Annotated in this window: 25 protein-coding genes; 7 read left to right on the forward strand and 18 right to left on the reverse strand. The window is 41.2% G+C overall.

What is annotated here, in order from left to right:
* On the forward strand, positions 1-978 hold a 978-nt coding region (locus D8805_RS01805), incomplete at its 5' end, for an MFS transporter (protein ID WP_125415233.1).
* Positions 979-1,099: 121 nt separating this feature from the next.
* Here the strand turns inward: D8805_RS01805 and D8805_RS01810 are convergent.
* From D8805_RS01810 to D8805_RS01845, 8 genes are all read right to left on the reverse strand, one after another.
* Positions 1,100-2,056, reverse strand: a complete 957-nt coding sequence (locus tag D8805_RS01810; RefSeq protein ID WP_000029131.1) for an ABC transporter permease — start codon at positions 2,054-2,056, stop codon at positions 1,100-1,102.
* A 2-nt stretch (positions 2,057-2,058) separates the two neighbouring features.
* Positions 2,059-3,117, reverse strand: coding sequence for an ABC transporter permease (locus D8805_RS01815; protein WP_000038684.1), 1,059 nt, complete (start codon positions 3,115-3,117; stop codon positions 2,059-2,061).
* Positions 3,110-4,645 (reverse strand): ABC transporter ATP-binding protein, encoded by a 1,536-nt coding sequence (locus tag D8805_RS01820; RefSeq protein WP_000929826.1) that lies wholly within the window; start codon positions 4,643-4,645, stop codon positions 3,110-3,112. The genes D8805_RS01815 and D8805_RS01820 overlap by 8 nt, the downstream gene beginning before the upstream one ends.
* Before the next feature lie 136 nt (positions 4,646-4,781).
* A complete protein-coding gene (locus tag D8805_RS01825; protein WP_001036146.1) occupies positions 4,782-5,837 on the reverse strand; it encodes a BMP family lipoprotein in 1,056 nt (351 codons plus the stop codon).
* A gap of 90 nt (positions 5,838-5,927) precedes the next feature.
* A complete protein-coding gene (locus tag D8805_RS01830) occupies positions 5,928-6,317 on the reverse strand; it encodes a cytidine deaminase (RefSeq protein WP_000246115.1) in 390 nt (129 codons plus the stop codon).
* Positions 6,304-6,966 carry a deoxyribose-phosphate aldolase gene (gene deoC / locus D8805_RS01835; RefSeq protein WP_000773691.1) on the reverse strand — a complete coding sequence of 221 codons (663 nt, stop codon included), beginning with the start codon at positions 6,964-6,966 and terminating at the stop codon, positions 6,304-6,306. The genes D8805_RS01830 and deoC overlap by 14 nt, the downstream gene beginning before the upstream one ends.
* Positions 6,967-6,985: 19 nt before the next feature.
* Positions 6,986-8,263 carry a pyrimidine-nucleoside phosphorylase gene (locus D8805_RS01840; protein WP_001202933.1) on the reverse strand — a complete coding sequence of 426 codons (1,278 nt, stop codon included), beginning with the start codon at positions 8,261-8,263 and terminating at the stop codon, positions 6,986-6,988.
* Positions 8,260-8,850: a class I SAM-dependent methyltransferase gene (locus D8805_RS01845; RefSeq protein WP_009013953.1), complete on the reverse strand. Its 591-nt coding sequence runs from the start codon at positions 8,848-8,850 to the stop codon at positions 8,260-8,262. Before D8805_RS01845 ends, D8805_RS01840 begins: the two co-directional genes overlap by 4 nt.
* A gap of 234 nt (positions 8,851-9,084) precedes the next feature.
* Between D8805_RS01845 and coaA the strand changes: the two genes are divergently transcribed.
* From coaA to D8805_RS01860, 3 genes are all read left to right on the forward strand, one after another.
* Positions 9,085-10,005, forward strand: coding sequence for a type I pantothenate kinase (gene coaA / locus D8805_RS01850; protein ID WP_000180478.1), 921 nt, complete (start codon positions 9,085-9,087; stop codon positions 10,003-10,005).
* A 67-nt stretch (positions 10,006-10,072) separates the two neighbouring features.
* Positions 10,073-10,309: a 30S ribosomal protein S20 gene (rpsT, locus tag D8805_RS01855; protein WP_001274000.1), complete on the forward strand. Its 237-nt coding sequence runs from the start codon at positions 10,073-10,075 to the stop codon at positions 10,307-10,309.
* A gap of 52 nt (positions 10,310-10,361) precedes the next feature.
* Positions 10,362-10,895 (forward strand): DNA topology modulation protein, encoded by a 534-nt coding sequence (locus tag D8805_RS01860; RefSeq protein ID WP_000684214.1) that lies wholly within the window; start codon positions 10,362-10,364, stop codon positions 10,893-10,895.
* A gap of 15 nt (positions 10,896-10,910) precedes the next feature.
* On the opposite strand, the gene metG is transcribed toward D8805_RS01860, so the two are convergent.
* The 4 genes from metG to D8805_RS01880 all read right to left on the reverse strand — a co-directional run bounded on the left by metG (position 10,911) and on the right by D8805_RS01880 (position 16,132).
* Positions 10,911-12,908, reverse strand: coding sequence for a methionine--tRNA ligase (metG, locus tag D8805_RS01865; RefSeq protein WP_125415234.1), 1,998 nt, complete (start codon positions 12,906-12,908; stop codon positions 10,911-10,913).
* Positions 12,909-13,031: 123 nt separating this feature from the next.
* Positions 13,032-14,291, reverse strand: a complete 1,260-nt coding sequence (locus tag D8805_RS01870) for an ABC transporter permease (RefSeq protein WP_001180412.1) — start codon at positions 14,289-14,291, stop codon at positions 13,032-13,034.
* Position 14,292: 1 nt separating this feature from the next.
* Positions 14,293-14,994, reverse strand: a complete 702-nt coding sequence (locus D8805_RS01875; protein WP_000811477.1) for an ABC transporter ATP-binding protein — start codon at positions 14,992-14,994, stop codon at positions 14,293-14,295.
* Positions 14,978-16,132, reverse strand: a complete 1,155-nt coding sequence (locus tag D8805_RS01880; protein ID WP_000677995.1) for an efflux RND transporter periplasmic adaptor subunit — start codon at positions 16,130-16,132, stop codon at positions 14,978-14,980. Before D8805_RS01880 ends, D8805_RS01875 begins: the two co-directional genes overlap by 17 nt.
* Before the next feature lie 267 nt (positions 16,133-16,399).
* Between D8805_RS01880 and gor the strand changes: the two genes are divergently transcribed.
* Together gor and D8805_RS01890 are read left to right on the forward strand one after the other, a co-directional pair.
* Positions 16,400-17,746, forward strand: coding sequence for a glutathione-disulfide reductase (gene gor, locus D8805_RS01885; RefSeq protein WP_084976185.1), 1,347 nt, complete (start codon positions 16,400-16,402; stop codon positions 17,744-17,746).
* A 144-nt stretch (positions 17,747-17,890) separates the two neighbouring features.
* Positions 17,891-18,427, forward strand: coding sequence for a biotin transporter BioY (locus tag D8805_RS01890; RefSeq protein ID WP_125415235.1), 537 nt, complete (start codon positions 17,891-17,893; stop codon positions 18,425-18,427).
* A gap of 37 nt (positions 18,428-18,464) precedes the next feature.
* Here the strand turns inward: D8805_RS01890 and D8805_RS01895 are convergent, their stop codons facing one another.
* A complete protein-coding gene (locus D8805_RS01895) occupies positions 18,465-18,683 on the reverse strand; it encodes a YdbC family protein (protein WP_125415236.1) in 219 nt (72 codons plus the stop codon).
* 102 nt (positions 18,684-18,785) lie between these two features.
* On the opposite strand from D8805_RS01895, the gene D8805_RS01900 reads away from it, so the two are divergent.
* Entirely contained in the window at positions 18,786-19,106 is a 321-nt protein-coding gene (locus D8805_RS01900; RefSeq protein WP_125415237.1) for a hypothetical protein, read from the forward strand.
* Positions 19,107-19,131: 25 nt separating this feature from the next.
* Here the strand turns inward: D8805_RS01900 and D8805_RS01905 are convergent, their stop codons facing one another.
* From D8805_RS01905 to D8805_RS01925, 5 genes are all read right to left on the reverse strand, one after another.
* The gene (locus D8805_RS01905) at positions 19,132-19,470 is read right to left on the reverse strand and encodes an ATP cone domain-containing protein (protein ID WP_001196053.1); all 339 of its coding nucleotides are present in this window, start codon (positions 19,468-19,470) and stop codon (positions 19,132-19,134) included.
* Positions 19,471-19,481: 11 nt separating this feature from the next.
* The gene (trmD, locus tag D8805_RS01910; protein ID WP_125415390.1) at positions 19,482-20,201 is read right to left on the reverse strand and encodes a tRNA (guanosine(37)-N1)-methyltransferase TrmD; all 720 of its coding nucleotides are present in this window, start codon (positions 20,199-20,201) and stop codon (positions 19,482-19,484) included.
* A complete protein-coding gene (rimM, locus tag D8805_RS01915; RefSeq protein WP_084942732.1) occupies positions 20,191-20,709 on the reverse strand; it encodes a ribosome maturation factor RimM in 519 nt (172 codons plus the stop codon). The genes trmD and rimM overlap by 11 nt, the downstream gene beginning before the upstream one ends.
* A 74-nt stretch (positions 20,710-20,783) precedes the next feature.
* Positions 20,784-21,641, reverse strand: a complete 858-nt coding sequence (locus tag D8805_RS01920) for an alpha/beta fold hydrolase (protein WP_125415238.1) — start codon at positions 21,639-21,641, stop codon at positions 20,784-20,786.
* Positions 21,642-21,790: 149 nt separating this feature from the next.
* Positions 21,791-22,693 (reverse strand): DMT family transporter, encoded by a 903-nt coding sequence (locus tag D8805_RS01925; RefSeq protein WP_125415239.1) that lies wholly within the window; start codon positions 22,691-22,693, stop codon positions 21,791-21,793.
* Positions 22,694-22,790: the final 97 nt, after the last annotated feature.

A 22,790-nucleotide genomic window follows, 5' to 3' on the forward strand; every position in this document is an offset into this window, starting at 1 on the left:
CTTATGGATTCTTCGAGTATCTTATACCTAGTAATTCCGTTTGTAATACTTCACTCTATTACAGTCAATATAAGTGATACTTGTTATTCAGCCTCAATTCATGAATTAGTAAATGATAAAAAAATTCAAAGATTAAGTTCTGTTACACAGACTGCCATTGCAATTGCAACCATGCTTTCTCCAGCTATTGGAGTCATTTTTTATGGTTGGTTAGGTTTTGCAGGTTTTATTCTAATTGAAATCTTTGCAAACCTCCTCTCTTTAGGAGTTCTACTTAGTATGAAATTTTACTATGAATATAACGAGAAAGAGAACAAGGCTACGAATTGTGAAAATCCTCTGCATGGAGTCAAAGGAATCATTCAATTTCTTAAAGAAAATCAAATTGTAAAATACATTATTCTTGTAAGTGTTATCCTCAATTTTTTCTACACATCTATCAGTATTGGGGTGCCATTTGTAGTAAAAGAACAACTTCTGTTAGGTAACTCGACAGTAGGAATGCTTGAAACTATGGCAGCAGTAGGAATGCTTTTAGCCAGTATTTCAATGTCACTATTGCCAGATAAGAAAGAAAACAACATCTTACTCTCGAGTAAGATAACCATGCCACTTGTTCTCTTAACTATGGCTATTATTGGTTTAGGCATCACATTTGCATCAACTAACTCTCAAATTATTATTTCTTTTCTTGGTAGTATATTTATGGGAATCATTGCGTTTACTCTTGTTGTTTTAAATATTATTGTGATGACTTACCTTCAAAGTACCATCGAAACAAAATTTTTAGGCAGAGTAATGAGTACTTTATTTACACTGAATACATCTATCATGCCGATAGGTACCATAGTATTCACTTATCTTTTTCAAAAAGAAGTGAATGGAGGGGTGATATTCATATTCGGGGGAGGAACCCTTTTAATATATATAATTATAATGTTACCTAAAATTTTTAGAATACTAAAAATTGAAAATTAAGTTTAATTAGAACTTAAAATTTAAGAGTTACTTATTCGCTATAAATTTATTATCATATGTTTTAAAACTAAAATTTTAAAAATAGAAAACGCCAGTTTGAAACTGACGTTTTTTTGTATGCTTATTTTGACTTGATATAGTTGATACCGTCTGCTTTTGGTGCAACTGCTTTTCCAAAGAAGGCTGCCAAGACAAGAATGGTCAAGACATAAGGCGCGATTTGAAGGTAAACTGCAGGCACTCCTTGTAGGAAAGGTAATTGAGAACCGATAACTGCCAAACTTTGTGAAAGTCCGAAGAAGAGACTAGAAAGCATAGCACCGATTGGATTCCATTTACCAAAGATCATTGCAGCAAGGGCGATAAATCCAGGACCGACAATAGTCGTCACTGAGAAGTTAACTGAGATTGATTGAGCATAAATCGCTCCCCCAATTCCACCTAGGAATCCTGAAATAATAACTCCAAGATATCGCATCTTGTAGACGTTGATCCCCAAGGTATCCGCTGCCTGAGGGTGTTCACCAACAGAGCGAAGGCGAAGACCAAAACGTGTCTTAAAGAGAATAAACCATGCAAGGAAAGAGAAGGCAATCGCGATATAACCTAGCAAACTTGTTGACTTGAAGAAGATATCTCCAATCACAGGGATATCAGCCAAAACTGGGAAATCAAAACGTCCAAAAGTCTGGCTTAAGTTATCCGTTTGTCCTTTGTTATAAAGAACTTTAACCAAGAAAACCGCTAGGGCAGGAGCCATCAAGTTCAATACTGTACCACTGACAACATGGTCTGCACGGAAATGAACTGTAGCGACTGCATGGATGAGGGAGAAAATAGCTCCCACGATACCAGCAACTAACAAGGAAATCCAAGGAGTCGCTGCTCCAAGTTGTTCTGCAAACTCAAGGTTAAAGACAACCCCAGAAAAGGCTCCCATAACCATAATTCCTTCAAGACCGACGTTAACGACACCACCACGTTCAGAGAAAACTCCTCCGATACTCGTAAAAATAAGTGGTGCTGAGTAAATCAGCATAGAAGAGACCAAGAGGGTGAGTAATGTTGTAATAGACATCCTTACTTACCTCCTTTAACTTGTTTTTTCGGTTTGACAAAGCGTTCAATAATATAGTGAACGCTGACAAAGAAGATAATAGACGCTGTTACAATGCTAACAAGCTCAGACGGAACTTGCGCAGCGTTCATACCCGGCGCACCAACTTGCAGAACACCAAATAAGAAGGCTGCAAAGAGGATTCCAATTGGTGAATTTCCAGCAAGCAAACTAACTGCCATCCCGTTAAATCCGATAGCCAATGATGATCCCTGAACGTAAACGTTTTGGAAAGTTCCAAGACCTTCTACCGCTCCACCAAGACCAGCCAAAGCACCAGAGATAATCATTGATAGGATGATTGTACGTTTTGCTGAAATACCAGCGTACTCCGAAGCATGGGGATTAAGACCAACTGCACGAATTTCAAAACCGAGAGTCGTTTTCTTGAGCAAGAACCAAATCACGCCAACAGCAATGATTGCAAAGAAGATTCCGATATTCATACGGGAATTTCCAGTCAACTCTGATAACCATGGTGTCTGGTATGTAGCATTGGCACTAACACGAATCGTTGAATCTGTACTTTGCATAATATCTTTAGGAAAGGCATGAATAAAGGCATTTCCCACATACAATACAATGTAGTTCATCATGATGGTCACGATAACCTCTGACGTACCGAGATAGGCTCTGAGGATACCTGGAATCGCACCAACAATTCCACCTGCGATCAAAGCAATAATCACTGTTAATGGAATCAACACGAGACGAGGCATATCTGGATTTGACAAGGCAAACCAACCACTGAGAATCCAGCCTGCAAGTGCTTGACCAGGAAGTCCAACGTTAAAGAAACCTGCCCGACTAGCAACAGCAAAACCAAGACCAATCAAGACTAGAGGCCCCATGGCACGAAAAATTTCCCCAATCCCACGAAGGCTACCAAAAGCTGTATAAAACAACTCCTCATACCCCCAGATAGCATCGTAGCCGAAAATCCACATGACAATGGCTCCGAGCAAGATTCCTAAGAATACGGAAATCAAGGGAACCGAAATTTGTTGTAATTTTTTAGACATCACTCTTCTCCTTTCCCAAGTTTCCACCAGCCATCAAGACACCAAGTTCTTGTTTGTTAGTCGTTTCTGGCGATACAATACCTTGAATCTTACCATCATGGATAACAGCAATACGGTCTGAGACATTTAAAATCTCATCCAATTCAAAACTGACAACGAGAACAGCCTTGCCATTATCACGTTCCTCAATCAAGCGTTTGTGAATGTACTCAATGGCACCAACGTCCAAACCACGAGTTGGCTGGCTGACGATAAGGAGTTCAGGATCACGATCAATCTCACGAGCAATAATCGCTTTTTGTTGATTTCCTCCTGAAAGAGCTGCTGCTGGAACAAATTCGCTTGCCGCACGGACGTCAAATTCCTCCATTAATTTCTTAGCATGTGAAGTGATATTGGCATAGTTCAAGATACCATTCTTGCTGAGTGGTTCTTTGTAGTAGGTTTGAAGAGCGATATTTTCTGAAATCATCATCTCCAAAATCAAGCCATCACGGTGACGATCCTCAGGAACATGCCCCACGCTTAGTTCTGTAATTTGTCGAGGATGCATCCCCACGATTGATTTGCCTTTTAATTCAATACTACCAGACTCAACCTTACGAAGACCTGTAATGGCTTGAATGAGTTCAGATTGACCATTGCCATCAATACCTGCAATACCAACAATCTCACCAGCACGAACATCCAAAGAAAGATTCTTCACAGCTGGAACACCACGGTTTTCATTAACAACCAAGTCCTTGATAGACAAGACCACTTCTTTTGGTTGTGGTGCCTGTTTCTCCGTTTTGAAGGAGACAGAGCGCCCTACCATCATTTCTGCCAAATCGGCATTGGTAGCTCCAGCAATCTCAACCGTCTGGATTGATTTCCCACGACGGATAACTGTCACTCGATTAGATACCGCACGAATTTCATCCAGTTTATGGGTAATCAAAATAATGGATTTTCCTTCTTTGACAAGGTTTTTCATGATAGCCATCAACTCGTCAATCTCTGAAGGAGTCAATACAGCTGTAGGTTCGTCAAAGATAAGGATATCAGCACCACGGTAAAGTGTTTTCAAAATTTCTACACGTTGTTGGGCACCAACGGAAATGTCCGCCACCTTAGCAGCAGGATCCACTGCCAAACCATAACGTTCAGAAAGAGCCTTGATTTCTTTAGTAGCTTCAGCTATATCTAGCACACCATTTTTAGTGATTTCACTCCCCAAAATGATATTTTCAGCTACTGTAAAAGCTTCAACCAACATAAAATGTTGGTGAACCATCCCAATTCCTAGACTAGCAGCTTTAGAAGGGGAATCTAGTTTGACAACTTGACCATTCACCGCAATTTCACCACTAGTTGGCTCAAGAAGTCCTGCCAGCATATTCATCAGAGTGGATTTACCCGCTCCATTTTCTCCTAAAAGTGCATGGATTTCACCTTTTCGCAGTTGCAAGTTGATCTTGTCGTTTGCTACAAATTCACCAAACACCTTGGTAATATCCCGCATCTCAATGACATTTTCGTGTGCCATATGCTCTTCCTTTCAGAGGTTTATTTTATTTCAATAAAACCTGCTAATCACATTAACAAGCTCTATTGAGACAAAAATTGCCTCAATTCTTAAAGAAGCGACCGATGGCCGCTTCCTAAGAAATGACTTTTATTCATTATTTTTCAGGAACTTTTACACTTCCGTCAAGGATTTTAGCTTTTGCATCTTCGACAGCCTTTTTACCTTCTTCTGAAAGGTTTGTTACTGCCAAGTCAACCCCTTTATCTTTCAATGAGTAGACGATAACTTGTCCACCAGGGAATTCACCTTTTTCTGTTTTGTTGGCAATATCTTTTACAGTTGTACCAACTTGTTTCAATGTAGATACAAGAACGAAGTTTGATTCTTTACCATCTTTAGAAGTGTATTTACCTTCTGCTGCTTGGTCACGGTCTACACCAATAACCCAAACTTTTTCGTTTTCATTTTTGCTTTCGTTCAAAGATTTTGCTTCAGCAAAGACACCAGCACCTGTACCACCAGCTGCTTGGTAGACAACGTCTGCACCTGCAGCGTATTGAGCTGCTGCAATTGTTTTACCTTTGGCAGCATCACCAAATGAACCAGCGTAGTCAACTTGTACTTTGATAGATGGGTCTACTGAGGCAACACCAGCCTTAAATCCAGCAGCGAAACGTGAAATAACTTCAGATTCGATACCACCTACAAAACCAACTTGTTTTGTTTTAGTTGTTTTAGCTGCTGCAACACCAGCAAGGTAAGCTGCTTCGTTATCAGCAAATGTTACGCTCGCAACATTCTTTTGATCTTTGATCACATCATCAATCAAGACATAGTTTAAGTCAGAGTGGTCTTTTGCTGCCTCTTCAACTGCATTGTGAAGTGCAAAACCAACACCGAAGATCAGGTTGTAACTTCCAGCCGCTTGTTGCAAGTTGTTAGCATAGTCTGCTTCACTTGTTGATTGGAAATAAGTAAAGCCTTTATCTTTAGAAAGATTGTGTTCTTTACCCCAGTCTTGCAAACCTTCCCAAGCTGATTGGTTAAATGATTTATCATCAACACCACCAGTATCTGTTACGATCGCTGCTTTCGTCTTCATTTCAGATGAAGATGAAGCTGCGTTACGAGAAGAGCGGTTACCACATGCAGCAAGTCCAACTGCTGCCACTGCAACTAGACCAAGGCCTAGCCATTGTTTCTTGTTCATTACTGAACCTCCTAAATAAGATGTGCAACGATGTTGCAAGTATAGATCGTTTGGTCACGTAGACCACAGCCACTCGAAGAGTAGCTCAGACTAATTTAAGTCTGTAAATGAGTATGGAAGTAACTCCCCGACCGTCATCTCGACCGTCGATTTATCTTTAGCGACAAGTGTCACCTTTAGATCTTGTTCAAAAAACTCAACCATGACCTGGCGACAAGCACCACATGGCGAGATGGGTTTTTCAGTTTGTCCGTAGACAATCAACTCTGAAAATTCCCGTTGCCCCTCCGAAACTGCTTTAAAAATAGCAGTACGTTCTCCACAATTAGTCAAGGGATAACTAGCATTCTCGATATTAACACCCGTATAAATGCTACCGTCCTTGGCAACTAAAACAGCTCCGATGGGAAAGTGAGAATAGGGGACATAGGCATACTTGCTGGTTTCAATTGCTAGTTCAATCAACTCAGTAGTCGCCATATGCTAGTTCTCCTTTTAAAATGGTCACACCAGCTGATGTTCCGATACGAGTAGCGCCTGCTTCCACAAAAGCAACAGCATCCGCATATGAACGAGCTCCACCAGCTGCCTTAACTCCCATATCTGGCCCGACTGTTTTACGCATCAACTGAACATCCTCAATAGTGGCACCACCAGTTGAAAATCCAGTGGATGTTTTAACAAAGTCAGCTCCTGCTTTTTGGGATAATTGGCAGGCCACAACCTTTTCATCGTCTGTCAACAAGCAGGCTTCAATAATAACCTTAACCAACTTGTCACCACTTGCTTCTACAACAGCACGGATGTCCGACTCAACTAAATCAAGATTGCCTGATTTGAGGGCGCCGACATTGATAACCATATCAATCTCATCTGCACCGTTTTGGACAGCTTCTTTTGTTTCAAAAGCTTTCACAGCTGAAGTTGTTGCTCCAAGAGGGAAACCAACTACTGTACAAACCTTTACATCTGAGCCTTCAAGCCCTGTTTTGGCATGTTTAACCCATGTGGGATTGACACAAACGCTGGCAAAGTCATACTCACGCGCTTCAGATAGCAAACAATCAATTTGTTCTTGACTCGCATCTTGCTTCAAAAGCGTATGATCGATATATTTATTTAACTTCATATTCGGATTCTCCCTAGTTTTATGAGATAATTTCTATAATTTCTCGTAAACTTTGCACTCCATCATTTATTTTAACATATTTTTGAAATTCTGTAACTAGTTCAGAAGAAATTTTTCCATTTGTATAAACTTTTGCAACAATTTCCCCTTTTTGAACGGAGTCTCCAACTTTCTTTTCGAAAACAATCCCTGTTTCATAGTCCAGGTCATCAGACTTGACTGCACGACCGGCACCTAGTCTCATGGCATAGAGCCCAAATTCCATTGCAGGAAGAGCTGAAATAACACCCGTATCTTGAGCTGGAATTTCCACCACATGGTCAACTTTGACGGGGCGATAGAGATCATCTAAATCACCGCCTTGTGCTGCCACCATTTCTTCAAACTTAGCCAGTGCTTGGCCATTCTCAAGATGTTGACGGATTTCCTCGACCGTTTTCTCAACATCAGCCAAGCCAAGCATAATCTGAGCTAGCTCGCAGATAAAATAACTAATATCTTCTCGGCCTTTACCTTGAAGAATCTCGATTGCCTCAAGAATTTCGAGACGATTGCCAATGGCTCTTCCCAAGGGTTGGCTCATATCCGTAATGACTGCTACCGTCTTTCGACCAACTGCCTTACCAAGATCCACCATGGTTTGAGCCAATTCACGCGCCTCATCAACCGTCTTCATGAAGGCACCCTCACCGACCGTTACGTCTAGTAAAATGGCATCCGCTCCTGCAGCAATTTTCTTGCTCATAACAGAACTAGCAATCAAAGGAATCGTGTCGACAGTTGCAGTCACATCACGGAGGGCATAGAGAAGCTTGTCTGCTTTAACCAGCTGATCGGACTGCCCAATGACAGATACACCAATGTCCTGCACCTGGCGAATGAAATCTTCTTGACTACGCTCGACTTGATAGCCCTTAATGGACTCCAATTTATCAATTGTCCCACCAGTATGGCCTAGACCACGACCACTCATTTTAGCAACGGGCACACCGAAACTCGCAACAAGGGGAGCCAAAATCAAGGTCACCTTATCACCTACACCACCAGTCGAATGCTTATCAACTTTAACCCCACCAATAGCTGACAAGTCAAACTCCTGACCTGTCTTGACCATATTCATCGTCAGGTCAGAAATCTCTCGTGTCGTCATTCCTTTAAAATAAACAGCCATAGCAAAAGCTGACATCTGGTAGTCTGGAACAGTTCCTGCCACATAGCCTTCTACCAGCCATTTGATTTCAGTTGCAGTCAGTTCTTGACCATCTCGTTTCTTTTGAATTAAATCAACTGCTCTCATTCTTTCACACTTCTAAGGATATAGTATCCCTTATCTTTCTTTACGATTTCACAATTTCCAAAAACGTCTTCCATCTTACTTTTAGCACTCGGAGCACCTTGCTTTTTCTGAATGACAATGGTTAAATCACCTCCATCTTTCAAGAAATCTCTGCTCTTTTCGATAATCTCATGAACAACTTGTTTACCCGCTCGAATAGGCGGATTAGAAATAACATGGTCAAATTTCCCTTCAACTTGTTCATAGATATTGGATTGGAAAATCGTTGCTTCTACTTTATTTCGTTCAGCATTTTGTCGAGCCAAGTCTAGAGCACGATTATTGATATCAACCATGGTTGCCTGAACTCCATAAGCCTTGACCAAAGAAAGCCCTAAGGGCCCATAACCACAACCCACATCAAGGACCGTTTCTCCTTCATTAACCTCTAAACACTTCAATAAAAACTGACTCCCAAAGTCAACCATTTTCTTGCTAAAAACACCCGCATCCGTCAAAAAGGTCATGTTTTCTCCCAACAACTCCACTCTCAACTCATGAATGTCGTGAGCAGCATCAGGATTTTCTGCATAATACATTTTACTCATAAAACTATTTTACCATATTTTAGTGAAATGTTAAATCGTTTACAAAGCTGAAGTTCAACAAACAAACTAAATCTGTTATGATAATAATTAAATGATCTTTGTATTTTTCACTCTATTTTTCCCTGTTAGAGGCAACTTATAGCAACTTTCAAGAATCAGAATGATAAATATCGAATTTCATTCTCTCTTTGACTACGAAATATGATATACTAAGATATCGAACGAGGAAAAATTATGACCAACGAATTTTTACATTTTGAGAAAATCAGCCGCCAAACCTGGCAGTCCTTGCATCGCAAGACAACCCCTCCCTTGACGGAAGAAGAACTAGACTCCATCAAGAGTTTTAATGACCAAATCAGCCTACAAGATGTGACCGACATCTATCTGCCACTGGTTCACCTTATCCATATCTATAAAAAAGCCAAAGAAGATTTGTCTTTCTCAAAAGAAATCTTTCTTCAAAGAGATAGCAAGCCCCAACCTTTTATCATTGGGGTTTCTGGTAGTGTTGCTGTGGGGAAATCGACCACTAGTCGCTTACTTCAGATTCTTCTATCACGTACTCTCCCGGATGCTACTGTAGAACTAGTGACAACGGATGGCTTTCTCTATCCCAATCAAACTTTAATTGAGCAAGATATCTTAAATCGCAAAGGTTTTCCAGAGAGTTATGACATGGAAGCCTTGCTGAATTTTCTTGACCGCCTAAAAAATGGACAGGATGTCGATATTCCAGTCTATTCTCATGAAGTGTATGACATCGTCCCTGGGGAGAAACAACGCGTTAAGGCTGCGGATTTTGTCATCGTTGAAGGAATCAATGTCTTCCAAAATCCTCAAAATGAGCGCCTTTACATCACTGATTTCTTTGATTTCTCCATCTATGTGGATGCTGCTGTCGAGGATATTGAAAGTTGGTATCTGGATCGTTTCTTAAAACTCCTCAGCTTTGCCCAGAATGATCCTGAAAGCTACTACCACCGTTTTACTCAAATGCCAATAAGAGAGGTCGAAGCCTTCGCTCATCAGATCTGGACTAGCATTAATCTAATAAATCTGCAAAACTATATCGAACCGACAAGGAATCGTGCCGAGATCATTCTCCACAAGGCTAAAAACCATGAAATCGATGAAATTTACCTAAAAAAATAATTTCCCCTTGTCAAAACCTAAGTTTTCAGATATAATGGTATAGTTAGTAAATATGGAGGTAAGAACATTGGCAAACATTAAATCAGCTATCAAACGCGCTGAATTGAACGTTAAACAAAACGAAAAAAACTCAGCTCAAAAATCAGCTATGCGTACTGCTATCAAAGCTTTCGAAGCAAACCCTTCTGAAGAACTTTTCCGTGCTGCTAGCTCAGCTATCGACAAAGCAGAAACTAAAGGTTTGATTCATAAAAACAAAGCAAGCCGCGATAAAGCTCGTCTTTCAGCTAAACTTGCTAAATAAGAAACAGTCCATAGAGGCTGTTTTTTTGTCCTCTAATCAGAAAAGGTAGAAAATGAAAATCGCAATCATCGGATATTCTGGAGCTGGTAAGTCAACCCTAGCTGAAAAATTATCAAACTACTACTCCATCCCAAAACTGCATATGGATACACTCCAATTTCAACCTGGTTGGCAAGACAGTGACCGCGAATGGATGTTGACCGAGATGAAAAACTTTCTCACAAAGCATGAAGCTTGGGTCATCGACGGTAACTACTCTTGGTGCTATTACGAGGAAAGAATGCAGGAAGCTGACCAAATCATCTTTCTCAACTTTTCCCCATTGTCTTGTCTCTTTCGAGCCTTCAAACGTTATCTCACATATCGCGGCAAGGTCAGAGAAAGTATGGCTGCAGGCTGTCCTGAACGATTTGACTGGGACTTTATCAGATGGATTCTCTGGGATGGACGGAGCAAATCCGCTAAGGAACGTTATCAGCAGATTCAAGAAAGCTATCCAGAGAAAGTAATTGTTCTCAGGTCGCAAAAGGAGATGGACTACTTCTTAGAAAATCTCGCGCATAACAAGAAAAACCAACGTGCCTAACGTTGGTTTTTTGCTTTACCCAATCACACTTCCGTTTGGTACAGCTGGATCAACTGTGAGAAGGGTTAGTTTGCCATCATGTTCAGCTGAGAGGATCATTCCTTGACTGACATATTTTTTCATCATCTTGCGTGGTTTGAGGTTGGCAACGATTTGGACTTTCTTGCCGACCAATTCTTGTTCGTTTGGGTAGTATTTTGCAATTCCTGAGAGGATTTGACGGTCTTCTCCATCACCAGCATCTAGTCGGAATTGGAGCAACTTGTCAGAACCTTCCACTTTAGACACTTCTTTGACTTCTGCGACACGGATCTCGACCTTATCAAAGTCTTCAAACTTGATTTCATCCTTGTTGAGTTTGAGTTCAACTTCATCTGGATTCCATTCTTTTTCGACTGCTGGTTTGTTGCTTTCCATTTGTTCCTTGATATAGGCAATCTCTTCTTCCATGTCCAGACGTGGGAAGATTGGTGTTCCTTTGGCAACAACAGTCACACCTGCAGGGAAATCTGTCAAGCTCAAGTTTTCTAGGCTAGAAACTTCTGCTAGACCAAGTTGTGCCAATACAGCGCGACTAGTTTCCATCATAAATGGTTCAATCAAGTGAGCTACGACACGAAGGCTGGCTGCCAAATGGCTCATGACACTTGCCAACTGGTCACGAAGGGCTTCATCCTTAGCCAAGACCCATGGAGCTGTCTCATCGATGTATTTGTTGGTACGTGAGATGAGAGTCCAGACTGCCTCTAAAGCACGTGGGTAATCAACGGCTTCCATGTGTGTATGGTAGTCAGAGATAGATTGCTCTGCTACTTGAGCAAGAGCATGGTCAAATTCTGTCACACCTTCTACATAGGCAGGGATTTGCCCATCAAAGTACTTGTTAATCATGGAAACTGTACGGTTGAGGAGGTTTCCAAGGTCATTGGCCAATTCATAGTTGATACGGCCTACATAGTCTTCTGGAGTGAAGGTTCCGTCTGAACCGACTGGGAGGCTACGCATGAGGTAGTAACGAAGTGGGTCCAGTCCATAACGCTCTACTAGCATTTCAGGGTAAACGACATTTCCTTTAGACTTAGACATCTTACCGTCTTTCATGACAAACCAACCATGGGCAATCAAACGGTCTGGCAATTTGACATCCAACATCATGAGAAGGATTGGCCAGTAGATAGAGTGGAAACGAAGAATGTCTTTTCCGACCATGTGGAAGACCGTTCCATTCCAGAACTTATCAAAGTTACCATGTTCATCTTGACCATATCCAAGAGCTGTCGCATAGTTGAGAAGAGCATCAATCCAAACATAAACTACGTGTTTAGGATTGGACGGCACTGGCACGCCCCAAGTAAAGGTTGTCCGAGATACGGCCAAGTCTTCCAAGCCTGGTTCGATGAAGTTACGCAACATTTCATTGAGACGACCATCTGGAGTGATGAAGTCAGGGTGAGATTTGAAAAATTCAACCAAGCGTTCTTGGTATTTGCTGAGGCGAAGGAAATAAGATTCTTCAGAAACCCATTCGACCTCGTGACCTGATGGAGCAATACCGCCCGTCACATTTCCAGCTTCGTCACGGAAAACTTCTGCAAGCTGGCTTTCTGTAAAGAATTCCTCATCTGAAACTGAATACCAACCAGAGTATTCGCCCAAGTAAATATCATCTTGAGCAAGTAAGCGTTCAAAGACCTGAGCCACTACTTTTTCATGGTAATCATCAGTTGTACGGATGAATTTATCATATGAGATATCGAGTAATTTCCAGAGTTCTTTGACTCCAACCGCCATCCCATCAACATAGGCTTGAGGTGTGATGCCAGCTTCTTCAGCCTTTTGCTGGATCTTCTGACCATGCTCGTCAAGACCTGTCAGATAAAAGACATCGTAACCCATGAGGCGTTTGTAACGCGCTAGAACATCACAGGCGATGGTTGTGTAAGCAGAACCGATATGAAGTTTACCAGATGGATAGTAAATCGGTGTTGTAATATAAAAATTCTTTTCAGACATAATTTTTCCTTTCCAGGCAAATGAAACCTGTTTTTCTAACACTTCATTATATCATATTTTTAGTGATTTTCGATAGGAAAATCCATACAAAAACAAGATAGACAAATGTCCATCTTGTTTATCTTATTCATAGCGAAGGGCTTCAATTGGATCAAGCTTAGACGCTTTATTGGCTGGCAAGACTCCGAAAATCATACCAACGCTGGCCGAAACAGCCAAGCTAAAGAGAGCGATCGGTAGCGAGACACCAATTTCTATTCCTTCCATCATATTTTTTAACAAAGCGCCTGCTAGCGTGGTCAAGCCCGCTGCACTTACTAGGCCGATGACTCCACCTAGCAAGGTCAAGATCATGGACTCAATCAAAAACTGTACCAAGATATTAGCCCGTGTAGCTCCCAATGCTTTACGAAGACCAATCTCACGAGTACGCTCCGTTACAGAAACCAGCATGATATTCATAACCCCAGTCCCTCCCACAAAGAGAGAGATTCCTGCGATAGCACTAATAATAGCGGTCATAAAACCAAAGATTTGCTGAACCTCTGCAAAAGCGGCGGTTTCGTCTACAACCTGATATTCTCCCTGCTGTACTCCTGCAATTTCTGTCATCTTGCGTGCGAGTTCTGGCCCCAAAGTCGGAGTTAGACTCGTGTCATTCACACGAAAGACAATATTAGAAATTTCCTCTACATTAAAATTAGCTGCTACAGAAGCATTGGTTGTAATTGGTAAGCCACCTACACCAAACATCTTAGCACTTTTAACAGCAGGACTAGAGTAAACACCAATCACGCGATAGCTATATCCATTGGCTGAAATGATTTGATTGAGTGCTGCCTGAGGCGAGTCAAAAAGACTTTTAGCGAGTTCTTCATCTAGCAAAATCACACTTGCAAAATCTCGGTAGTCTTGTTCTCTCAGATCCCTACCTGCAATAATTTTATTTTCTACAGCAGACATATAAGTCATATTTCCACCTGTCAGACTTGCTCTCTCTACCTTTTTATCCTTATAGGTCAAAGTAACATTTGTACTATTAGTCACATAATAGCCATCCACGCCTTTTAGTTTGGCAGCTTCCTTAACCCACGATTCCTGTGTTTTAGGTGGTTCTACGTGAACATCTTCTTCTTTACCAGATAGTGTCAGTGCAGATTGCTTTTGTGTAAAGGAACCGTCCTTACTTTTAATTGGTGAGAAAAATACCTGAATATTTTTCTGAGATTTTGTCATATTTTTATTGACCTGACGAGACATAGAGTCCCCTAAAGCCATGATGACAACTACTGAAGAGACCCCGATGATAATGCCAATCATGGTCAAAAAAGAGCGCATCTTGTGTGCCATAATAGATGAAAAGGCAAATTTCAGATTTTGCATCTTAGTTCTCCTTTCCTTCCAAACGAGCGCTATCAGATGAAATAACCCCATCACGGATTACAATCTGGCGTTTTGCATAGGCTGCAATTTCGGGCTCGTGCGTTACCATAATAATAGTCTTGCCTTCTTCATTTAACTCAACCAAGAGTTCCATGATTTGGCTTCCTGTTTTCGTATCCAAGGCGCCTGTCGGTTCATCAGCTAGGATGATTGAGGGATCGTTAACAAGAGCACGCGCAATGGCCACCCGTTGTTTTTGACCGCCAGACAACTCCGAAGGAAGGTGATGAATACGATCAGTCAACTCTACTTTACTCAGATATTCCTCTGCCAATTTGCGACGTTGGGCAGCTGGAACTCCTGCATAAATCAAGGGTAACTCGACATTTTGAACAGCATCCATCTTTGACAGAAGAAAGAACTGTTGAAAGACAAAGCCAATTTGTTGGTTACGTACCTGTGCCAACTGCTTTTCACCTAGACGGGCCACTTCTTGACCTTCTAGATAGTATTCGCCGCTAGTTGGGGTGTCCAGCATTCCGATGGTATTCATCAGAGTAGATTTACCCGAACCAGATGGTCCCATAATGGCAACAAATTCCCCTTCGCCAATCTCCAAATTAATATTTTTCAAGACCTGCAGTTCCTGTTCACCATTTCGATAGCTCCGGCAGATGTTTTTTAGACTAATTAGTTGTTTCATCAGCCTTCACCTCTTTTCCTTCTTCCAAGGAAGTCGTTGGATTACTGATGACTTTGGTTCCGTCTGTCAAACCAGATGTGATCTCTTGGTTTTCTGCGTCAGCATTTCCTAGGCTAACTTCGATTTTCTTAGCCTTATTCTCTTCGTCAACAACCCAAACGTAGTTTTTTCCGTCTTCAGTAATGACACTGGTTAAGGGTACGAGGATTGATTTCTTGTCACTTTTAACCTCAACACTAACGGTAAAACCTGGTCTCAAATCACCAATCTCACTCGTTACTTCAATCGTATAGGGATATTTAGAACCAGTATTCCCCCCAGTTATAGCATTCGTTCCTTCTCCACTATTTTTAGGGTAAGCTGAAATAAAGCTGATCTTCCCTGTCCAAGTTTTATCTTGGTAAACTTTAGAAGAGAAGGTCACTTCTTGGCCAACAGAAAGGTTGGCAAGATTGTACTCGGAAAGTTCTCCCTTGACTTGTAGATTGTCGTTACTTACTACATGAACCATCACTTGATTTGCAGCAGTTGTGGACTTTGATACATTGCGATTAACTTCTACAACTGTACCTTCTAGCGTACTCAAAACCTTTGTTGCGTCCAATTGGGCCTGCGCCTTTTTAAGTTGTGCCTCTGCATCAGCACGACTATCACGAGCATCACTAATCTGAGAATCAATGGAAGAGACAGAAGAACCCTGTGCTCCATCATCATATTCTTCCGAATCAGCTAGAGTGTTGTTTCGTGATTCCTTCAAGTCATTGATACGACGATCAGCCTTGGCTATGGCACGGTTAGCTGCATCATAAGCAGACTGCGCTTCTGTGCTGTTGTATTTTACGAGCGCTTGTCCTTTGTCAACCTTATCTCCAACAGAAACCAAGATTTCATCCACCTCACCCTTACTTGCATCCAAATAAACATATTGTTCATTTTTTGCGGTGACGGTACCAGATAAAAGAACAGAGGAGGCAACTGTTCCTTCCTTTGCGACTACGAGATGCGATGTGTCATCCTTACCGGCAGCCTGAGAGGGCTGTCTAAATAGCAAAATACCCACTGCACTGGTTATAATAATACTTGCAGCACCAATAGCTGTGTATAGTTGCCATTTTTTAGTTTTCTTATTCCCCTTCATCACAAAACTCCTATTTTATTTTCAATACAAAGACTATTATAGCAAATTTACCTACTCTAAACAATGATTGTTCAGAGAGAAAAGAGAACAATTCAGGAAACATGCCTTGTTTCCATTTGATTTATGCAGAATTGTACTAGTAACATCATACACCTTATTTCTATATTTAGCAAGTGATTTCTGCTATTTCTTTAGAGCGTAGCAGATTTTTGCATTCAAAAAATAAAAACGATAGAATATGACTATCAAATCTATAAGGAGTTTTCTATGAGAGAATATGATATCATAGCCATCGGTGGAGGGAGTGGCGGTATCGCCACTATGAACCGAGCTGGTGAACACGGTGCTAAAGCAGCTGTTATCGAAGAGAAAAAATTAGGTGGAACTTGTGTCAACGTTGGCTGTGTTCCTAAGAAAATCATGTGGTATGGAGCGCAGATTGCTGAAAGCTTCCACCACTACGGTCCTGACTACGGTTTTACGAGTTCAGATGTTCAATTTGATTTCGCAAAGCTTCGTCAAAATCGTGAAGCCTACATCGATCGTGCCCGCTCGACTTATGATGGAAGTTTCAAGCGCAACGGGGTTGATTTGATTGAAGGTCGTGCTCATTTTGTTGATTCCCACACAGTCATCGTTAATGGTGAATTGATTCGTGCCAAGCATATCGTGATTGCGACTGGCGCTCGTCCAAGCATCCCAACTATTCCAGGAGCTGAACTCGGTGGCAGCTCAGACGATGTCTTTGCTTGGGAGCAACTTCCTGAATCCGTTGCGATTCTTGGAGCTGGTTATATCGCTGTTGAATTAGCAGGTGTTCTCCACGCACTAGGAGTAAAAACGGATTTGTTTGTCCGTCGTGATCGTCCCTTGCGTGGTTTTGACAGCTATATCGTTGAAGGACTTGTCAATGAAATGGAAAAAACAGGCCTACCTTTGCACACGCATAAGGTACCCGTCAAGCTCGAAGAAACGGAGGAAGGTATTACCATTCATTTTGAAGACGGTTCTAGTCATACTGCCAGCCAAGTTATCTGGGCTACCGGTCGCCGGCCAAATGTAGACGGTCTGGAGTTAGAAAAGGCTGGCGTCACACTCAACCAACGTGGATTTATCCAAGTAGATGAATACCAAAATACAGTTGTAGATGGCATCTATGCTCTTGGAGATGTTACTGGTGAGAAAGAACTGACCCCAGTAGCCATCAAGGCAGGACGTACCCTATCTGAGCGCCTCTTCAACGGCAAAACAAATGCCAAGATGGACTACACGACTATCCCTACTGTTGTCTTCTCCCACCCAGCAATCGGAACGGTTGGTTTAAGCGAGGATCAAGCTATCAAAGAATACGGCCAAGATAACATCAAAGTCTACAAGTCAAGCTTTGCATCTATGTACTCTGCCGTTACAAGCCATCGTCAAGAATCTCGCTTCAAACTCATCACCGCTGGTGCTGACGAAAAAGTTGTTGGACTTCACGGACTTGGTTACGGAGTGGATGAGATGATTCAAGGATTCGCTGTGGCCATCAAGATGGGGGCTACCAAGGAAGACTTTGATGCTACAGTAGCTATCCACCCAACCGCCTCAGAAGAATTTGTGACCATGCGCTAATTGCCGAAAGAGACCACATGTGGTCTCTTTTTACTTGCAAAATCGGCTGTTACAAAAAATGTTACCCTTAATTTAAAAACAGGTTGACTTTTCTTCCTGAATTAGTATAATAGTTACTATAATTTTAAAAAGAGGTTAACAATTTTGAAAAAAGCTCATATCTATGCTATCCCTGCTATCGGTGCTGCTCTCATCGCCGTATTGGCACAAATCAGTCTCCCTATCGGTCCTGTACCTTTCACTCTGCAAAACTTTGCGATCGGTCTGATTGCTACTGTTTTTAGACCTAGAGAAGCTGTCCTTTCTGTAGCTCTCTACCTCCTGCTGGGTGCCATTGGTTTACCTGTCTTTGCAGGGGGAGGAGCTGGGTTTCACGTTTTAGTCGGTCCAAGTTCAGGCTATCTTTGGTTCGACCTTGTCTATGCAGGACTTACCTCTTATCTCATCCATCAGAACAGTGGCTATATCCGCATTTTCCTAGCCAACCTCTTGGGTGATTCCCTCGTCTTTGTCGGAGGTATTCTCAGCCTCCACTTCCTTGCTGGTATGTCATTTGATAAGGCACTCGCTGTTGGTGTCCTTCCTTTTATCCTTCCTGATCTTGGTAAGATCATAGCGATCAGTTTCATTAGTCGTCCACTATTACAACGACTTAGGGGACAAGCATACTTCTCAATTTAACCCAAAAAGGATACTGAGTCAAAAACTCAATATCCTTTTATTGATTTCCTTCAAAAGCATCCACCATTACTTGAAATTCTTCATTTGTAAGGGTGATTCCTTTTCCCATTTTGGTATGATCAGGGCTCCAAGTTCGAATATCAAACTTTGCTGGAGCGCCATTAAAGCTGACTCGGTTTAGTTCTTTTGTCCATCCTTTTTCATTTTCAGACAAGGTCAGTAAGTGTTCTTCGATTTCAAATGTAAATTCTGCCATTTTAACTCCTTTATGTGATATGCTTTCTATAGTCTATTCGTAAAATCTTGTAGATTTTAGGAAAATTTTATATAATATGGTTATATAAGAGGGGAGAAGCCTATGAGATATACATTCAAGCATGTCTTAGATAAGATACAAGACTTTCTCAGTGGACATGATGAACGAGATTATTCTGAAAATGACTCCCTCATTGCTACAATTGAACAAGCCATCCAGAAACAAACTGCTATTCATGTCATACTAGCTGAAACAAGCTTCACTGGTGATATTGTCAAATATGATAGCAGCCGTCAACAGATTGTTGTTAAAAATTTTACAAAAAATGTGACACGTATCATCCGAATCACTGATATCAAAAGACTTCGTTTCGTCCCTTCAACTGTACAAACAGCTCAGAAAAATAGATTTAAGAAAGAGTGAGATGCTTTTCATCCCACTCTTTTTCTTAACGAATTTGTTCAAAATGCAGGTGGACTGCGATATGGTCTCCGTAACCACTTCTCTCCAAATCGCGTTGTAAGCGGTAAGAAATGTAGTGTTCTGCGATGGTGATATATCCTGCCCCCAACAAACGATTTTCAACCATTGATTGGATCATACTAATGGTCGCACGTTCCACTTTTGCTTCTTCCAAGTCTAAGACTACTTTTTTAGTGACTTGAGCGAGGTTTTGACGCAAATCATCTGTCAAAACATAAACAGTCTGAGCCGCTTTTAGAACAGCTTGGTAAATTTTATCTGGATCAAAGTCTGCAACTTCTCCATTACGTTTGATTACTTGCATAAGGTTCTCCTTTATTCTTTGTTTTCTCTGATTTCAGCCAGCATTTTTTCTTCTTCTGCTGTTAGTTGATAGTTTTCTAGCAAATCTGGTCTGCGCTCATAGGTTTTCTTTAAACTCTCATAAAGTCGCCACTGACGAATCTTCTCATGGTGCCCACTCATAAGCACATCTGGAACCACCATGCCTCGATAGTCATAAGGACGTGTGTATTGGGGATATTCGAGCAATCCCGAAGAAAAACTATCGTCCTGGTGACTAGACTCCTTGCCAATCACTTCTGGAATCAAGCGAACAGTCGCATCAATCATAGTCATAGCCGCCAATTCTCCTCCAGTCAAAACATAGTCTCCTAGGGAAATTTCATCGGTTACCAAGGTCTTGATGCGTTCGTCATACCCTTCATAGTGACCGCAGATAAAGATTAGCTCTTCCTCTTGGGCCAAATCTTCAGCATAAGCCTGATCGAACTGTTTCCCAGCAGGATCAAGCAAGATGACGCGCGGATTTTTCTTTTCAATAGCGTCAAAGGCATCGAAAATTGGTTGGGCTCGGAGCAACATCCCCTGACCGCCTCCATATGGTTCATCATCGACGTGACGGGCCTTTTCAGCATATTCTCGAAAATTATGATACTGGATATCCAAGAGCCCTTTTTCACGAGCCTTTCCAACGATCGAGTGCTCCAGCGGAGAAAACATCTCAGGAAAGAGGGTTAAAATATCAATCTTCATCATCTAGTCCTTCTAAGATGTCCACATCGACCCGTTTATTTGGAATATCAACATTGAGAACTACTGGCGGAATGTAGGGTAAAAGCAAATCTCGCTTACCTTTTCGCTTGACCACCCAGACATCATTGGCACCTGGTTGCAGGATTTCCTTGATAGTTCCAATCAAGTTATCACCCTCATAAACTTCCAAACCGATAATCTCGTGATAATAGAATTCCCCATCGTCTAGGTCATTCAGATCTTCCTCAGCGACCTTGAGACTATAACCCTTGTACTTTTCAATTGCATTGATATGGTACATGTCTTTGAATTTGATAATGTCAAAGTTCTTATGCTTACGGTGGCTAGCAATGGTCACTGTTTGGACAAACTGATCTTTTTCATCAAACAAAGCCAGCTCTGCTCCTTTTTTAAAGCGTTCTTCAGCAAAATCCGTCACAGACAAGACTCGCATCTCACCTTGCAGCCCCTGCGTATTGACGATTTTCCCAACATTAAAGTAGTTCATCTTGTCTCCTGTATCTTTTTCTATCCTTTATTTTATCACGTTCCAGGGATTTTCACAAGTTGGATAGTACTATCTTACAAGGCTACTACTTCTTCAAAAAAATCACCAACTATTTGATTAAACTCTTGAGGATGGTCATTCATCGGTTGGTGTTTGCTGTCTGAAATCGTTACTTGACGCGCATTGGGATTTAAGGCAATGATACCATCGTAGATCATTTTTAGGTGTTTGGGAAAATCATTTTCGCCTCTTACTAATAGCATAGGAGGATTTCCATGATAACCTTCTATCTCATGGACAGCAAAAAAACCTGTAATTCCAAGGTTCAAAAAAACATCTCGCCCAGTTTCTATAATGGCCGTCTTGATTAATTCTCTTGTGATAGGGTTATCAGTACACATTTTTGAGTTCTTATCAGCAATCACATTCCATGGAATCGTTTTGTACATAAGAGAACTATATTTGATTCGACCTCTTTCTTTCTCTGATAAGTATCGATGCTGTCCCCAACTATCTACCATGACCAAGGCTAGGACTCTTTCTGGATGGCGATAGGTATACTCTTGAAGTGGATTTCCTCCCCAAGAATGACCAACCAATATCACCTTATCCAGCTTAAAATAGGACAAAATGGCATCTACATCTTGAACAGCGCCTTCTAAGTCGGGTAGCCCAACTTTCATAGGTGATTCACCCTGCCCTCTAACATTGACAAAGTAAAGGTCAAATCCATCAAAAGCATCATACTGGTGGGCCCACATCTGACTACGGCCACAAGCTCCATGATAAAAAATAATGTGGCCTTTATTTGCGTTTCCCGGACGATGATAAACAACCAAATCACAATCTACGACTGGTATAATGTGACGTACCAAAGTCTCAGGTTTTCTGTTATAAAAAGCAATAGCTTCAGCTATATCATTTTGCTTCATTTCTAAACTCTCTCTTCTTTATCCTAGTATTATTCTTTTTATCTATTTTATCATGCTATATTAAAATCATGGTTTTCTAAACTTAGTTTCATTAAAAATTTTGAATTTTCTGTACAATATAGATAAAGAAAAAGACTGCTAAGCAATCTTTACTTTCTTCTCATCAGATTCATGCCTAAAATTCCAGCAATAATCAAAGTTGCTCCTATCACATGGTAGCTATAGATCGGTTCGTGGAGGATAAGTGCTCCGGCTAGAATGGTCAAAACTGTTCCAAGATTACCAAAGACACTGACGGTTGATGCTCCAAGTCGAACAATAGCATAGATAGAGAGACTACCAGTCACGATAGAGGCTAGAACTCCCAAATAGAGAATGGAAAGCAGATAGGGCAACTGTCCAAACGGCGCAAAGTAAGCTAATATGTTCCCCTCTAGATAGTGCGAGGTCAGACTCAGCGTATTAAAGGTGACGAAGCCAACAAATATCACAACAGCTGTCATATCCATTGCCCGATAACGACCTCCTTTAGCCTTGCTGAGGATATTGTTTATTGCATTGGCGAGAACAGATCCCAACATCAATAGAAAGCCCAAGCTAGCAGTTTCCGTGCTAAAGTTCGCTCCTTTACTAAGGAAGATGAAAACTACTCCTGCTACGGATAAAATTAAAAAGAACTTTTGCAACAAACTTGTCTTTTCCTTGAGAAAGACCGATGCCAAAAGGAGAGTAAAAATCGGGACAAGAGCTTGTAAAATTCCTGCTTCAGAAGACGATATATACTGTAAAGCAAAGGATTGAAAAATAAAGAAGAGGAGTGGATAGAAAAGACTCATAGGAAGAATAGAAAGAATATCTTTTCTACTTAAATTTACATTGATAAGTTTTGTTTGATGAAGGATGACCAATACCAGAGCAGCGATTGTATAGCGATGTGCTAAGTTTGTGAGAGGACTAGCATAGTCCAAAGCAATCTTAGTAAATAAAAAAGAAAAACCAATGATGACTGAAAAGGATAAGGCCGCTAGGTATGCTTTTGTTTTCTCGTTCATAGATTGTTACTCCCTTTAAAAGTAGCTATCCTCAAGATTGATTGACTAGAATTCTTTGAGACTGTCTTTCCATTTTAGCATAGTAAAATCCTAGATG

This window comes from Streptococcus oralis subsp. dentisani (genome assembly GCF_003944205.1).
GTDB classification, from domain to species: domain Bacteria; phylum Bacillota; class Bacilli; order Lactobacillales; family Streptococcaceae; genus Streptococcus; species Streptococcus oralis_BH.

Excerpts from the sequence above, each read along its gene's own strand:
- D8805_RS01880 (WP_000677995.1), bottom strand. The coding sequence starts at position 16,132 with ATGAAGGGGAATAAGAAAACTAAAAAATGGCAACTATACACAGCTATT.
- D8805_RS01845 (WP_009013953.1), bottom strand. The coding sequence starts at position 8,850 with ATGAGTAAAATGTATTATGCAGAAAATCCTGATGCTGCTCACGACATT.
- D8805_RS01905 (WP_001196053.1), bottom strand. The coding sequence starts at position 19,470 with ATGCAAGTAATCAAACGTAATGGAGAAGTTGCAGACTTTGATCCAGAT.
- D8805_RS01820 (WP_000929826.1), bottom strand. The coding sequence starts at position 4,645 with ATGGCACACGAAAATGTCATTGAGATGCGGGATATTACCAAGGTGTTT.
- gor (WP_084976185.1), top strand. The coding sequence starts at position 16,400 with ATGAGAGAATATGATATCATAGCCATCGGTGGAGGGAGTGGCGGTATC.
- D8805_RS01830 (WP_000246115.1), bottom strand. The coding sequence starts at position 6,317 with ATGGCGACTACTGAGTTGATTGAACTAGCAATTGAAACCAGCAAGTAT.
- D8805_RS01895 (WP_125415236.1), bottom strand. The coding sequence starts at position 18,683 with ATGGCAGAATTTACATTTGAAATCGAAGAACACTTACTGACCTTGTCT.
- D8805_RS01925 (WP_125415239.1), bottom strand. The coding sequence starts at position 22,693 with ATGAACGAGAAAACAAAAGCATACCTAGCGGCCTTATCCTTTTCAGTC.
- rimM (WP_084942732.1), bottom strand. The coding sequence starts at position 20,709 with ATGAACTACTTTAATGTTGGGAAAATCGTCAATACGCAGGGGCTGCAA.
- trmD (WP_125415390.1), bottom strand. The coding sequence starts at position 20,201 with ATGAAGATTGATATTTTAACCCTCTTTCCTGAGATGTTTTCTCCGCTG.
- coaA (WP_000180478.1), top strand. The coding sequence starts at position 9,085 with ATGACCAACGAATTTTTACATTTTGAGAAAATCAGCCGCCAAACCTGG.
- D8805_RS01815 (WP_000038684.1), bottom strand. The coding sequence starts at position 3,117 with ATGTCTAAAAAATTACAACAAATTTCGGTTCCCTTGATTTCCGTATTC.
- D8805_RS01875 (WP_000811477.1), bottom strand. The coding sequence starts at position 14,994 with ATGAAACAACTAATTAGTCTAAAAAACATCTGCCGGAGCTATCGAAAT.
- D8805_RS01840 (WP_001202933.1), bottom strand. The coding sequence starts at position 8,263 with ATGAGAGCAGTTGATTTAATTCAAAAGAAACGAGATGGTCAAGAACTG.
- deoC (WP_000773691.1), bottom strand. The coding sequence starts at position 6,966 with ATGAAGTTAAATAAATATATCGATCATACGCTTTTGAAGCAAGATGCG.
- D8805_RS01870 (WP_001180412.1), bottom strand. The coding sequence starts at position 14,291 with ATGCAAAATCTGAAATTTGCCTTTTCATCTATTATGGCACACAAGATG.
- D8805_RS01920 (WP_125415238.1), bottom strand. The coding sequence starts at position 21,641 with ATGAAGCAAAATGATATAGCTGAAGCTATTGCTTTTTATAACAGAAAA.
- metG (WP_125415234.1), bottom strand. The coding sequence starts at position 12,908 with ATGTCTGAAAAGAATTTTTATATTACAACACCGATTTACTATCCATCT.
- D8805_RS01825 (WP_001036146.1), bottom strand. The coding sequence starts at position 5,837 with ATGAACAAGAAACAATGGCTAGGCCTTGGTCTAGTTGCAGTGGCAGCA.
- D8805_RS01860 (WP_000684214.1), top strand. The coding sequence starts at position 10,362 with ATGAAAATCGCAATCATCGGATATTCTGGAGCTGGTAAGTCAACCCTA.
- D8805_RS01810 (WP_000029131.1), bottom strand. The coding sequence starts at position 2,056 with ATGTCTATTACAACATTACTCACCCTCTTGGTCTCTTCTATGCTGATT.
- D8805_RS01900 (WP_125415237.1), top strand. The coding sequence starts at position 18,786 with ATGAGATATACATTCAAGCATGTCTTAGATAAGATACAAGACTTTCTC.